The organism is Microbacterium sp. RU1D (genome assembly GCF_900156435.1).
Taxonomy (GTDB): Bacteria; Actinomycetota; Actinomycetes; order Actinomycetales; family Microbacteriaceae; genus Microbacterium.
This window is the reverse complement of sequence record NZ_FTPQ01000003.1, coordinates 164029-177638: the sequence shown is the minus strand read 5'-3', so window position 1 is coordinate 177638 and position 13610 is coordinate 164029. Positions and strand designations below refer to the sequence as shown.

Genomic DNA, 13610 nt, shown 5'->3' with positions numbered 1-13610 from the left:
CGCCTCACTCTCGTCTCGTCTCCAATGTCCAGACGTTCCGGTCGCCCTCCCGACGCAGCCCGACGTCGTCGACGCCCGCGTTGGCGAGGGCGAGACCGCGGCCGCTCTCCTCATCGGCATCCGCCATGCGCACCGTCGCCAGGTCGAGCAGGGGCGGGTCGCCGTCGTCGCGGAAGGTCGCGCTCAGGGTCTGCGCGTCGGCGAACAGGTCGAGCGTGAACCGGCGCGCGTCGGACTCGCCGCGCGAGTGCTCGACGATGTTGCCGGCGATCTCGATGACCGCGGTCTCGAAGCCGAACCTCGTCATCGGCGCCACCTCGCCGACCTCTTCCCACCACTCGGCGAGCAGATCGAAGATGGCGTCGAGGCTCGCCGGGACGACCGCCGCGTCGAGGGATCGGCGTGCTTCGGACTCAGTCACGGAAGGCCTCGTCGACGCTCGGACGCGGGCGCAGCACCCGGTCGAGGTTGGTGAGACCGAGAACCATCGTGACCTGCTCGCTGGGCGCCGCCAGGCGGAGGTCGCCGCCCGCTTGACGCGCGGTCTTCAGACAGGCCACGAGCGCGCCGAGGCCCGACGAGTCGACGAACTCGGTCTGCGAGAGGTCCACCACCACGATGTCGCCCTGGCCGCGGGTGATCTCGGCGGTGACCGTTTCGCGGAACGACTTCGCCGAGACCATCGTCAGACGGCCGCGCGGCGTCACGACCGTCCCGTCGGCACGGGGATCGATGTCGACCTGGAGCATGTCAGTAACCCTTCGGTTGGTGATCGGAGGCGGAGTACAGCACCGCGCGGACGATGATGCTGAAGACGGCGAGGTCGTAGAGGACCCACGCGATGTTGATCAGCGGAGCGATGCCCTCGGCCTGCCCCGCGGCGTACCGCACGGCCACGACGCCGAGCGAGGCGACGAGGGCGCCCATCACCCACAGCTGCGGCTTGACGAGGTCCCACCGGGGGCGGTTCTCGACCGAGCGGGTCTTCGGGGTGACCGAGAACCCGAGCGAACGACCCCGGTAGACGTTGTCGAACGCGCTGGTGACGGAGCGGATCCACACGGGGAACAGGGCGAGCGAGTACTGCGCGCCCCTCCAGGTCGGTCGGCCGTTGGCCACCACCAGGAACAGCACCTGGTTGATGACGAAGAAGGGGATGAAACGAGCGAAGAAATCCACGCTCCACGCCTGGACGGGCATGACCCCGAACGACAGGTACAGCACGGGCGCGGCGACGTACACGATCGCGGCGAACCCCGACAGATAGCTCCACATCGTGCCGAAGTACATCAGCCGCTGTCCCCAGTTCATGCCCTTCTGCACGAGCGGGTTCTCGCGGAACATGACCTGCATCGTGCCCTGCGCCCAGCGCAGACGCTGGGTGAGCATGGTGGGGAGGTCTTCCGGGGCCAGGCCCTTCGCGAGCACCTCGTCGTGGTAGACCGACTTCCACCCCAGGCCGTGCAGACGCATCGAGGTGGCCATGTCCTCGGTGACCGAGATCGTGGCCAGCGGCATGATGGCCTGCGCCTCTTCCTCGCGCCCGACGTCGAAGGACTCCACGAGCATGCTGACCGACTCCACCGCGGCCAGGGGCGACAAGCTGCGCTCGCCGAGGGCTTCGAGGGCGAGGTCGTCGATCGCCGCGAGGGCGGCGGGGTCGCCCGTGACCTCGGCCAGCTCGGCGAGTTCGGCGCGCACGTCGGCGATGTCCTGATCGGCCAGTTCTCGGCGCACCGCCACGATCTGCCGCTGGAACCCGTAGGTCAGGTCGGCCAGGGCGTCGCCGCGCGCGATTCCGGCCTTCAGGTCGTCGAGCGCGCGGGAGACGCGATCGAGGGATGCCACGATGCGGGCGTCGGACGCGTGCTCGCGTCGCGCGCGGGCCAGCACGCGGCGCGAGGAGCGGATGCCGCGGTTGACCGCGAGCGTGACCTCGCCGACGTAGCGCGAGACGCCGAGCTGCATGAGGGCCTCGCGGCGCAGGATGGCGTTGGAGCCGCAGAAGAAGGCGGCGTTCCACCCGTCCTTGGACTGCTGGATGGGTCCGTAGAACAGCGGCGCCTGGCTGCCGAGCGGATCGCTCGCGGGGACGTTGGTGAACCACTGCGGCGTCTGGACCAGGGCGACGCGGTCGTCTTCGAACCAGCCGAGCGTGCGGTCGAGGATGTCGGGGGACGGGATCTGGTCGGCATCCAGGATGAGGAAGAACTCGCCCTCGGTCACCATCAGGGCGTTGTTGAGGTTGCCGGCCTTGGCGTGACGCGGGCGGTCGCGCCACGCCTCCGAACGGGTGATGACGCCGATGCCCTCGGCCTCGGCGAGGGCGCGCAGCTCGGGGCGGTCGCCGTCGTCGAGGATCCAGGTCTCGTGCGGGTAACGGATCGCTTTGGCCGCTCGCGCCGTCTCCATGACGAGATCGAGGGGCTCGTTGTAGGTGGTCACGAGGACGTCGACCGTCACCTCGTGCTGCAGCGGGGGAGCGTCGTGCCGCTCGCGCAGTCGCCAGGCGCCGAGGCCGAAGAGGAGCGAGTCGATGAGGCTGTAGGTCTCGGCCAGCACCAGGGGGACCGCGATCCACCAGGACTCCCAGTTCACCGACGCCAACCAGCGCCACGTGATGTAGTTGAGGCCCGTCGCAGCAGACAGGATGACGATCACGCGCACCAGGGCGAGGCGTCGTGTGCGCGAGGCATCACGACGCCTGGCATCCCGCCGCAGATCATCGCGGCGGATCGTTGTTTCGACGACCAATTGGGGGGACCTTCCGTCGCTTTTCATCTTCTATGAAGACGGGGCCTCTCGTCGATCCTTGACGCGCGCGTCGTCGGGACGAGAAGGTACGCTCCCGCGGGCGCGCGGGTCCGCTGGGGCGGGTTGCGTCGTGAGGGGTCCGAGCGGCGGGTCCGACACGGCTGGTGCATCGCGACGGGCCCGGCGATCCGGCGATGTCGGAGGTCGTCCGTATCTTCGACCCACAGGGATTGAGACAGTAGAACACATGTTCTAACCTGTGGGAGTGAGGGCGATCGTGAGAGACCAGGTACAGGCCGTACCCGACATCACCGCGCTGCGCGACCGCCTCGAGCGCATGCAGGGGCGGCGCATGGACGCCCCCGTGCTCCCCACGCATCCGGCGTTCTCGTCGCTCCTGCCCGGCGGCGGGTTGCGCTCGGGGTCGGCCTACGCGCTCGCTCGTTCGGCATCCCTGCTGCTGGCTCTCATGGCGCGCCCCTCGCAAGACGGGGCGTGGTGCGGGGTCATCGGCATGCCCGAGCTCGGGGCCGAGGCGGCCGAGAAATACGGGCTCGATCTCGACCGGCTTGTCTTCATCCCCGATCCGGGACCGCGCTGGCTCGCGGTGACCGCGACGATCACCGAGGTGCTGCCGGTGGTGGCCGTGCGTCCCCCCATCGGTTCCCCGGCCGCGCGGGGAGGCGCCGAGACCACTCGACTGGCGGCGCGACTGCGCGACCGGGGGTCGGTGCTGCTCGTGCAGGGCGCCTGGCCGCAGGCCGAAGCCGTGATCGACGTGGCCGACCCGCACTGGGCGGGGCTCGGACAGGGGCACGGTTACCTGGCCGGTCGCGAGCTCACGGTGTCGGTCAGCAGTCGCCGCTCCCCGAACGCCCGTCGCGCCCGCATGCTGCTGCCCGCGGCCGACGGGTCGATCGAACTGCTGGGCGCCCCCGCCGAGCGTCTCGTGCCGCGTGAGCGCGAATCCGTGCCCGTGCGGGCGGTGGGCTGATGCAGGCGCCCACGCGCAGCCTCGTGCTGTGGTTCCCCGACTGGCCGATCACGGCCTTCGTACGCGAGGCCGTGTCGCCCCCGAAGCCGGATGCCGCGGTGGCGGTGTTCGCGAACAACCTCGTCGTCGCGTGCTCGTGGGCGGCTCGTGCGCAGGGCGTGCGCCGCGGGCAGAAGCGGCGCGATGCGCAGGCCCTGTGCCCTGCGCTGCAGGTGGTCCCCGCCGACCCCGTGCGCGATGCCCGCGCCTTCGCCCCCGTCGTCGCGCGCGTCGAGGAGCACGCCCCCGGCGTGCAGGTGGTGCGTCCGGGGCTGTGCGCCCTGCGGGCCCGTGGTCCGGCCCGCTACTACGGCGGCGAGCTCGAGGCCGCGCGCATGCTGATCCGCCTGCTCGACGACGACGGGTTCTCCGGCGTGCGGGCGAGCGTGGCCGACGGGGTCTTCACCGCCGAGCAGGCGGCCCGCACGGCCGGTGTCGACGAGCCCGTGCGGGTGGTCGCGCCGGGGGAGGCGGGAGCCTTCCTCGCGCCGCTGTCGATCGCGACGCTCGACGACGACGAGTTCGGCAGTCTCCTCTCGCGCCTCGGGGTGCACACCCTCGGCGACCTCGCCGGCCTGCCGGTCGAGAGGATGCGGGAGCGGTTCGGCGAGCGGGGGGTGCGCCTGCACGCTCTGGCGGGAGGCCTCGACTCCCAGCCTGTGCACCCGCGCACGCCCCCGCCCGAACTGCACCGCGATGTCGCCTTCGAGCCCCCGCTCGAGCTGGCCGACCAGATCGCCTTCGGCATGCGCGTGGCGGCCGAGGAGTTCATCGCCCGCCTCGGCGCGCACGATCTGGTGTGCACCGAGCTGCGCGTCGTGCTCACCGGCGAGCGGGGCGAGCGCAGCGAACGCGTGTGGCTGCACCCCGGCTCGTTCGACGCGGCGGGAGTGGTCGACCGCGTGCGGTGGCAGCTCGCCGAAGACGCGCAGGGCATCTTCGGCAGCGGGGTCGCGGGCGTGCACATCGAACCCGAAGCCGTCGACGCCGCCGCGCACCACGCCCGTGGACTGTTCGGCGCGGGCCCCGACGAACGTGTGCATCATGCCCTCTCGCGCGTGCAGGCGATGCTCGGCCATCGCGCGGTGGTCACACCGGTGATCGGCGGCGGACGGTGGCTCGCCGAACGGCAGGTGCTCGTGCCGTGGGGGGATCGCGCCGTGACCGCGAAGGATCGCACGCGTCCCTGGCCGGGGAGCCTCCCCGACCCCCTTCCGGCGACCGTCTACCCCGAACCCCGCCCGGTGGGAGTCACCGACATCGCGGGAGCGCCGGTCACGGTGGGCGAGCGCGACGTGCTGAGCGCCCCACCGGCGGTGCTCGAGACGGCGGGGCAGCGTCGACGCATCCGGGAGTGGGCGGGCCCCTGGCCGATCAGCGAGCGCGGGTGGGACCCCCTGCGTGCGCGGCGGGCGCACCGGTTCCAGGTCGTCGACGCCGACGGGGGTGCGTGGCTGCTCGTGGTCGAAGAGGGGGAATGGCGAGCGGAGGGTCGCTATGACTGATCCCCGACCGTGCTCCTCGCGCGCGCTACCCGCGCCTGTCGGAGCGGGGGCGTCCTGATGGGCTGGACCAACCCTCCGGTGAAGTGGTCGGAGCTCGAACGCCTGCTCAGCGACGCGCGGAGGCCCACCGGTGCTCCGCCGAACGGCGACGGCGGCGACAGCCCGGCGTGGTCGCACAAACGCGGCGCCTACGTGCCTCCGACGATCGAACGGCCCGCCGAGACGGTGCCGTACGCCGAGCTGCACGCGCATTCGTCGTACTCCTTCCTCGACGGGGCGTCCTCGCCCGAAGAACTCGTCGAGGAGGCCGAGCGCCTCGGCCTGCACGCCCTCGCCCTCACCGACCACGACGGCTTCTACGGGATCGTGCGCTTCGCCGAGGCAGCCGAGGCCCGCGCGGTGAAGACGGTGTTCGGGGCGGAGCTGTCGCTGGGCCTCCCCGGCTCGCAGAACGGCGAGGCCGACCCGACCGGTTCGCACCTGCTCGTGCTCGCGCGGCGCGAAGAGGGTTACCACCGGCTCGCCGCCGCGATCACCCACGCGCAGCTCGAGGGCGCCGAGAAGGGGCGTCCGGTCTACGACCTCGACGACCTCGCCGAACGCGCCGGGGGACCGCGCGACCCCCACTGGGCGGTGCTCACCGGATGCCGCAAGGGCGCGGTGCGTCAGGCCCTGGCGTTCGAGGGACCGGCGGGCGCGGCACGCGAACTCGACACCCTCGTCGACCTGTTCGGCGTCGAGGCCGTCTACGTCGAGCTGATGGATCAGGGCGACCCGCTCGACTCGCGGCGCAACGACGTGCTCGCCGGACTCGCGGCCGAACGGGGGCTCGCGACCCTCGCCACCAACAACGTGCACTACGCCGCCCCGCAGAAGCAGCTGCTCGCCGCCGCGGTCGCCGCGGTGCGGGCGAACCGCGGACTCGACGAGCTCGACGGATGGCTCCCCGCCCATGCGGGGGCGCATCTGCGCTCGGGGGCCGAGATGGCCGCCCGCTTCGCCCGCTACCCGGGGGCGGTGGCGCGAACGGTGTCGCTCGCCGACGAGATTGCGTTCCCGCTGCGTCGGGCCAAGCCCGCCCTCCCGCGGCAGAGCGTGCCCGAGGGCCACACGCCCATGTCGTGGTTGCGGCACCTGGTCTGGGAAGCCGTACCGGTGAAGTACCCGAACCTCTCCGACGACGACCGGCGCCGCATCGAGCGCGAGCTCGAGGTGATCGAGATGAAGGATTTCCCCGGATACTTCCTCATCGTCTACGGCATCGTCGCCGAGGCGCGCCGCCGCGGCATCCTGTGCCAGGGGCGCGGGTCGGCCGCGAACAGTGCCGTCTGCTACCTGCTGAACATCACGGCGGTCGACTCGATCTTCTACCGACTGCCGTTCGAGCGGTTCCTGTCGAGCCTTCGTGACGAGGAGCCCGACATCGACGTCGACTTCGATTCCGACCGGCGCGAGGAGATCATCCAGTGGGTGTACGAGACCTACGGGCGCGAGCGTGCGGCCCAGGTGGCCAACGTCATCCAGTACCGCCCGAAGAACGCCGTACGCGACATGGCCCGCGCGCTCGGGCACTCGCCGGGGCAGCAGGACGCCTGGTCGAAGCAGGTCGAGCGCTGGGGGGCGACGCTCGAGACCGGCTCGGACCACGACATCCCCGACCAGGTCATCGAGTTCGCGTCCGAGCTGCTGAAGGCACCTCGCCATCTCGGCATCCACTCGGGGGGAATGGTGCTCACCGACCGGCCGGTGGGCGAGGTGGTGCCCATCGAGCACGCGCGCATGGAGAACCGCACGGTCATCCAGTGGGACAAAGACGACGCGGCCTGGATGGGGCTGGTGAAGTTCGACCTCTTGGGGCTGGGCATGCTCGCGGCTCTGCAGTACTGCTTCGACCTCATCCGGGATGCCACGGGCGAGGAGTGGGAGCTGTCGACCCTGCCCAAAGAGGAGAAGGCCGTCTACGACATGCTGTGCCGGGCCGATTCGATCGGGGTGTTCCAGGTGGAGTCGCGCGCGCAGATGGGGCTGCTCCCGCGGCTGCAGCCGCGGAAGTTCTACGACCTCGTAGTGCAGATCGCGCTCATCCGTCCCGGCCCCATCCAGGGCGGTGCCGTGCATCCGTTCGTGCGTCGAAAGCTCGGCCAGGAGCCGATCACCTACGTGCATCCGAAGCTCGAGCCCGTGCTGGAGCGCACGATGGGCGTCCCGGTGTTCCAGGAGCAGCTCATGCAGATGGCGGTGGCCGTGGGCAATTGCTCGGCCGAAGACGCCGACCTGCTGCGACGCGCGATGGGCTCCAAGCGCGGCCTCGAGCGCATCGACTCCCTCCGCGAGACGCTGTACGCCGGCATGGCCGAGAACGGCCTGGTCGGGCAGATCGCCGACGAGCTCTACGCGAAGATCCAGGCGTTCGCGAACTTCGGCTTCGCCGAATCGCACTCGCTGTCGTTCGCGCTGCTGGTCTACGCGAGCTCCTGGATCAAGCTTCACTACCCGGCGGCCTTCCTCGCGGGTCTCCTGCGGGCGCAGCCGATGGGGTTCTATTCGCCCGCGACCCTCACCGCCGACGCCCGTCGGCACGGCGTGGTGGTGCGCCGGCCCGACCTGCTGCGGTCGGGGGTCGAGGCATCGCTCGAGGGGCTCGCCGACGACGCCGGTTCCCGGGGCGGAGGGGATGCCGATGGCCCAGCGGGGCCGTCGGTCGGCGGGGTCGGCGAGACGCAGCGCGGGCCGGGGGGTGCACCCGACGCGGACGACGCACCGCGCCGCGGCGCCGGGGCGCCGACCGGACGCCCCGCGTGCGCGCACGCGCACCAGCCGCCGACGGGGGAGTTCGACCCCTCCGAGCCCGACGAGACCCTGGCCCACCGGCGGGACGGCGGGTTCGCCGTGCGGCTCGGGCTCGCCGGGGTGACCGGGATCGGCACCAAGGTCGCCGAACGCATCGTCACCGAGCGCGAACGCGGGGGCGCCTACCGCGACCTGAACGACCTCGTGCGGCGCACGGGGCTGATCGCCGCGCAGATCGAGGCGCTCGCCACGGCGGGGGCGTTCGAATGCCTCGGGCACACCCGACGCGAGGCGATCTGGCTCGCCGGGTCGGCGGCGATGGACCGCCCGGAGTTCCTCCCCGACTCGTTGGTGTCGGTGCAGCCGCCGCTGTTCACCGACCCCTCCAGTTACGAGGTGCTCGCCGCCGACCTGTGGGCGACGGGTCTCTCGGCCGACGACCACCCGTTGACCCATTTCCGTTCGGCGCTCGACGCCCGCGGGGTGATCACCTCGCGCGAACTGCGCACGTTCGAGACCGGCCGACGCATCGAGGTCGCGGGCCTGGTGACGCACCGCCAGCGGCCGGCCACGGCATCCGGGATCACGTTCCTCAATCTCGAAGACGAGCACGGGTTGATGAACATCATCTGCTCGGTCGGGGTGTGGAACCGATACCGGCGCGTCGCGCGCGAATCGCCCGCGCTCATCGTGCGCGGCATGCTCGAACGCTCGGTGGAGGGGGTCACCAACGTCGTCGCCGACGGCTTCACGGATCTGCGCGTCGGGGTCGCTCATGCGTCGCGGGACTTCCGATGAGCGCGACCGGCCTCACTAGACTCGGGGCGATCTCGCCCGGTTCCGCACCAGACAGGGGAAACGACCATGACCGACACGCCCACACCGCCCGACGGCTGGTATCCCGACCCCGCGGGAGGCGGCGGAGTGCGCCGCTGGAACGGCGCGGGCTGGACCGACGAGGTGCGCGCGGTCGACGGATCGACGCCGGTTCCGCACGAGGACGCCCCGGTGGATGCGACCGCCACGTCGGCGGCTCGCGACGACGTGACGGCCTCTCAGACGGATGCATCGGATTCCGTGGATGCGCCGGCTTCCGTGGATGCGCCGGCTCACGTGGATGCGCCCGCTCACGTGGATGCGCCCGCTTCCGTGGATGCGCCCGCTCTCGCGGATGCGCCCGCTTCCGCGGATGCGTCGGTTCACGCGGATGCGCCCGCTCCCGCGGACTCGCCTTCCGCTCCGGAGGACGCGCCCGCTCCCGCGGACTCGCCTTCCGTTCCGGAGGACGCGCCGGCAGCGCCTGACACCCCCGCGCACACGAACGCCGCTCCTGCCGCGGCCGGCGCCGCCACCGCGGCCGGCGCCGTTCCCACCGCCTCGAACGTGCCGCCCGCCGATCCCGCCCCGCCCATCGCCCCCGCCCCGCCCGTCGTGCCCGCCCCGCCGGCAGGGGCTCCGGCGTACTCGTCCGCATCGAACCCCGGCGCTGCACCGGCCGCCCCGTACGGCGGCGGTCCGTCCGGCTACGGCGATGCTCCCGCCTATCCGGGATCCGCGGCTCCCGTGCCCGATGCGACCCCGCGCACCGACGTGGCGACCAACACCGTCTGGGTGTGGCTGTTGGCGTTCCTGCCGCTTGTCGGGGTGCTCGCGCTCTTCCTGTTCGACTGGTCGACATACATCCAGGAGTCCGTCTACGCGCAGGTCTACGGCGGCGGCTCCTCGGCGACCGAGACGATCGTGTCGGCGGTCGTCACCCTCGCGAGCGTCGTGCTCTACGCCGTCACCGTGCTCTTCGCCTACCTCGACTGGCGCCAGCTGCGTGCGCGCGGAATCGACCGCCCGTTCCACTGGGCGTGGAGCTTCTTCGTCCTCGTCATCGGCAGCGCGCTCGTCTACGTGATCGGCCGTGCCGTCGTGGTGCGCAAGCGTGCGCGCGGCGGCCTGGCACCGATGTGGACGGCCATCGCGGTCAACGTCGTGTCGTTCATCGCGATCATCGTCTGGGGCATCTACCTGGTCGTGCAGATCATTCCGCTGATCGAGGAGCTGCAGTACTACGGTTACTGACCCCGCGCGTGGGTGGGGGCGAGCGCGTTCTCACCCACGCGCCTCGGCACGCAGCTGGGCCGTACCCCTCCCGCGTGTATGACCCTGAATGACGTCGTGCTTCGCCGGATGACGAACCCGGATCCCGCCCCCTCCCACCGACATACGCTCCTCGGACCGGCGCCGGACGCCGATCAGCCGGGGAGGCCTCGCATGTCCACACCGTCCATCGCTCAGCAGGTCGACGACTTCAACGGCGAATTCGAGTCGCAGATCGGCGACCGCCTCGCATCCGTGTTCGCCGAGGAGCAGTCCGACCTCCGCGACGCGGGAGCGCCCACGGGCGCGCTCGGCGTCGGCGACCACGCGCCGGACGCCGAGCTCCTCACGGCCGAGGCCGCCCCGACCACCTTCATCGCCGCGCGCGGGGAAGCGGTTTCGGTCGTCGTCTTCTACCGCGGAGCCTGGTGCCCCTACTGCAACATCACCCTGCGGGCGTATCAGGAGAACCTCCTGCCCGCACTCCAGGACCGGGGTGCCCAGCTCATCGCCGTCTCACCGCAGACTCCCGAGGCGTCGACGCAGAGCGTGACGAACGGCTCGCTCGCCTTCACCGTGCTCTCCGACCCGGCGAACGCCCTCGCCGAGGGGTTCGGCATCGTCACCGAGCCGAGCACCGCGGCCCGGGCGGCCCACACCGAGCTCGGCTTCGACGTCGCCGACAGCAACGCCGACGAGACCGCCCGCATCCCGTTCCCGTCCGTGTACGTCATCGACGCCGACGGCACGATCCGCTTCGCCGACGTGCACGTCGACTACACGACGCGCACCGAGGTCGGCGAGATCATCGCCGCGCTCGACCGCCTCGACGAGCACTGACCGGGGCGGACCTCGCCCGGGCGCCGGGCGGGGTCCGTCAGCCCCGCGACGCTGCCCGTATCGCCGCGATCGCGTCGAGCAGGGCGTGGGCGGTGTCGTCCTTCGACCCGGATGCCGTCGCCACGACGCGTCCGTCGCGGTCGACGATCGTGAGGGCGTTATCGGCCGCCTCGAAGCCGCGCGTCCACCCCACGGCATTGGCGGCGAGAAGGTCCACGCCCTTGCGGGCGGCCTTCGCGCGGGCGCGTTGGAGGAGCTCCTCGTCGCTCTCCACCGTCTCGGCGGCGAACGCCACGATCGTCTGGCCGTCGCGGCGCGCCGCGACCAGTGCCGACACGATGTCGCGGTTCTCGGTCAGCTGCAGGGTCAGTCCGCCGGGGGAGTCCTGCTTGCGCAGCTTGTGTTCCGACACCGCCGCCACGGCGTAATCGGCGACCGCCGCGGCCATGACGATCACGTCGGCGTCGTCGGCTGTGGCATCCATCGCCGTGCCGAGTTCGTCGGCGGTGCCCACCGCGATCACCTCGACGCGCGGGTCGGGCCGGACGTCGGCGTCGAGGTGCGCGGCGACGAGGGTCACGCGAGCGCCACGATCGGCGGCCGCACGCGCGATCGCGACGCCCTGTCGGCCGCTCGAGCGATTGCCGAGGTAACGCACGGGGTCGATCGGCTCGCGCGTGCCGCCGGCGCTGACGACGATCGAGACGCCGTCGAGGTCGCGCGGACGTTCGACCAGGGCGAGGGCGGCCGCGGCGATCTCCTCGGGCTCCGACATGCGGCCGGGTCCCGAATCGCCCCCGGTGAGCACGCCGTCGGCTGGACCCACGACGTGCACGCCTCGCGCGCGGAGCACCTCCATGTTGTGCACGGTGGCCGGATGCCGCCACATCTCGGTGTGCATCGCGGGGGCGACCACCACCGGGGCCGTCGTGGCGAGAAGCGTCGTGCCGAGCAGGTCGGAGGCGAGACCGGCGGTCATCGCGGCGAGGGTATTCGCCGTGGCCGGGGCGACGATCACGAGATCGGCCGACTGCCCGAGCGCGACGTGGCGGACCTTGGCCACGTCGTCGTGCACCGACGTCGTCACCGGGTTGCGACTCAGAGCCTCCCACGTGGGCAGGCCCACGAAGCGCAGCGCGTCGTCGGTCGGCACCACGTGCACGTCGTGCCCGGCCTTCACCAGCAGGCGCACGAGACTCACGCTCTTGTAGGCGGCGATGCCCCCGGTCACTCCCACCACGACGAACATCGCCCCAGTCTTCCAGGTCGGATCGGTCGGCGGGGGAGAGCGCGTCACGGGCGGGGCCGTGGCATCCGGCCCGCGGCGGAGGAACGACACGCTCCGCGGACACGGGATCCGGTGAGGCCCGGATGCCGGGGCAGGCCGCGAGGAGCGAGGCACCCCGCGCGCAGGTAGCGTGGGAGGAATGTGCACGGTCGTGATCGACGTCCCCCGCAACCCCGGCGAGCCCGTGCGGCTGCTCGCCGTCCGGGACGAGGACCGCGACCGCCCGTGGCGGGGCCTCGGCCCCTGGTGGCCGGAGCGCGACGGGGTGGCCGGCGTCCGCGACGACCGTGCGGGCGGTGCGTGGCTCGCCGTCGATCCCGGGGCCGCGCGCCTTGCGGTGCTGCTCAATCGCGAAGACCTCTCCGACCGCGGCGACGACGAGGTGGTCAGTCGCGGCAGCATCCCCCTCGATGCGGTGGGGGACGGCATCCCGGACCATCCGGCGACGCGCGGCTTCAACCTCGTCGAGGTGGATGCCGACGGCGCCCACCTCGTGGAATGGGACGGCCTCGTCTCTCGCCGCACGCGCCTGACCCCCGGGACGCACATGGTCGCGCACCACGCGGCCGACGATCCCGGCACACCGCGGATCGCCCGGTGGCTCGAGTCGTTCCGGGCGGCGGGCATCGCGCCCGGATCCGAGTGGTGGATGCCGTGGCTCGACGTCGTCGAGCGGGCCACGGAGGATCCGTCCGCTTCGGTGCTGCGCCGCGACGAGCACGACGGCCACGTGCTGGAGTCGCTGCTCGTCTGCGCGGCGAGCATCGGCCCGGACGGCGTCGACGTGCGCGAGGCGACGCTGCGCGAACCCGGACGATGGGACGACGGGATCGTCGCGGGACTGCGGGTCGCGCACGCAGCCGCTGCCTCCGGTGCCGTGACGACGCAGCCGCCGGCGTGACGCCCGCCGCCGCGGCCGCCGCCGCCGTGATGTGCAGGGCCGTGCCCGCCGGCGCGAAGCACGCCGCCGCAGCTGCCGAGTCCGACGCCGCCGCGACCGGTGCGCAAACCCACCGCGCTGCCGGGACGCCGCGGGCCGCGACCCGCGCTGACACCGCACAGTAGGCTTGGACGATCCCGCCTCCGTAGCTCAGGGGATAGAGCGCCGCACTCCTAACGCGGGCGTCGCAGGTTCGAATCCTGTCGGGGGCACCTCACCGCGACCGTCTGTCGCTCGCTTCGACGTCCACCCCGTAGCGCGGGATCACTCGTTCCGCGCGAGACCGCGCGTCGCGAGCGGGACGAACGTGTCGTCTCGCCCGATCGTGTGACGTCTGCGCCGTTGCCCCCCGGGCGTCCCCGTGGCATGATT

10 protein-coding genes and 1 tRNA gene are annotated in these 13610 nt (G+C 72.0%); 7 read left to right on the top strand and 4 right to left on the bottom strand.

Annotated features, from left to right (window positions below):
* Nucleotides 1-4: 4 nt before the first annotated feature.
* From B0B15_RS13025 to B0B15_RS13015, 3 genes are read right to left on the bottom strand one after another with little or no spacing between them, the layout of a single operon-like run.
* A complete protein-coding gene (locus B0B15_RS13025; RefSeq protein ID WP_076676752.1) occupies nucleotides 5-421 on the bottom strand; it encodes an ATP-binding protein in 417 nt (138 codons plus the stop codon).
* Nucleotides 414-749 carry an STAS domain-containing protein gene (locus tag B0B15_RS13020; protein ID WP_076676750.1) on the bottom strand — a complete coding sequence of 112 codons (336 nt, stop codon included), beginning with the start codon at nucleotides 747-749 and terminating at the stop codon, nucleotides 414-416. The genes B0B15_RS13025 and B0B15_RS13020 overlap by 8 nt, the downstream gene beginning before the upstream one ends.
* Nucleotide 750: 1 nt before the next feature.
* Nucleotides 751-2667, bottom strand: a complete 1917-nt coding sequence (locus B0B15_RS13015; RefSeq protein WP_256334325.1) for a glycosyltransferase family 2 protein — start codon at nucleotides 2665-2667, stop codon at nucleotides 751-753.
* Nucleotides 2668-3031: 364 nt separating this feature from the next.
* On the opposite strand from B0B15_RS13015, the gene B0B15_RS13010 reads away from it, so the two are divergent.
* The 5 genes from B0B15_RS13010 (at nucleotide 3032) to B0B15_RS12990 (ending at nucleotide 11010) form a co-directional block, all read left to right on the top strand.
* Nucleotides 3032-3748, top strand: coding sequence for a hypothetical protein (locus B0B15_RS13010; protein WP_076677622.1), 717 nt, complete (start codon nucleotides 3032-3034; stop codon nucleotides 3746-3748).
* On the top strand, nucleotides 3748-5292 hold the full coding sequence (locus B0B15_RS13005) for a DNA polymerase Y family protein (RefSeq protein ID WP_076676748.1): 1545 nt from the start codon (nucleotides 3748-3750) through the stop codon (nucleotides 5290-5292). Before B0B15_RS13010 ends, B0B15_RS13005 begins: the two co-directional genes overlap by 1 nt.
* A 57-nt stretch (nucleotides 5293-5349) precedes the next feature.
* A complete protein-coding gene (locus B0B15_RS13000; RefSeq protein ID WP_076676746.1) occupies nucleotides 5350-8880 on the top strand; it encodes an error-prone DNA polymerase in 3531 nt (1176 codons plus the stop codon).
* A 66-nt stretch (nucleotides 8881-8946) separates the two neighbouring features.
* Complete coding sequence (locus B0B15_RS12995) at nucleotides 8947-10152, top strand: DUF2510 domain-containing protein (RefSeq protein WP_076676744.1); 1206 nt, start codon at nucleotides 8947-8949, stop codon at nucleotides 10150-10152.
* 192 nt (nucleotides 10153-10344) lie between these two features.
* A complete protein-coding gene (locus B0B15_RS12990) occupies nucleotides 10345-11010 on the top strand; it encodes a peroxiredoxin-like family protein (protein WP_076676742.1) in 666 nt (221 codons plus the stop codon).
* Nucleotides 11011-11047: 37 nt separating this feature from the next.
* Here B0B15_RS12990 and coaBC read toward each other — a convergent pair whose 3' ends face one another.
* Nucleotides 11048-12259, bottom strand: a complete 1212-nt coding sequence (gene coaBC, locus B0B15_RS12985) for a bifunctional phosphopantothenoylcysteine decarboxylase/phosphopantothenate--cysteine ligase CoaBC (RefSeq protein ID WP_076676740.1) — start codon at nucleotides 12257-12259, stop codon at nucleotides 11048-11050.
* Nucleotides 12260-12437: 178 nt separating this feature from the next.
* On the opposite strand from coaBC, the gene B0B15_RS12980 reads away from it, so the two are divergent.
* Both B0B15_RS12980 and B0B15_RS12975 read left to right on the top strand, forming a co-directional pair.
* The gene (locus B0B15_RS12980) at nucleotides 12438-13199 is read left to right on the top strand and encodes an NRDE family protein (protein ID WP_083709031.1); all 762 of its coding nucleotides are present in this window, start codon (nucleotides 12438-12440) and stop codon (nucleotides 13197-13199) included.
* 178 nt (nucleotides 13200-13377) lie between these two features.
* A tRNA-Arg gene (locus B0B15_RS12975) sits at nucleotides 13378-13450 on the top strand.
* Nucleotides 13451-13610 lie beyond the last annotated feature (160 nt).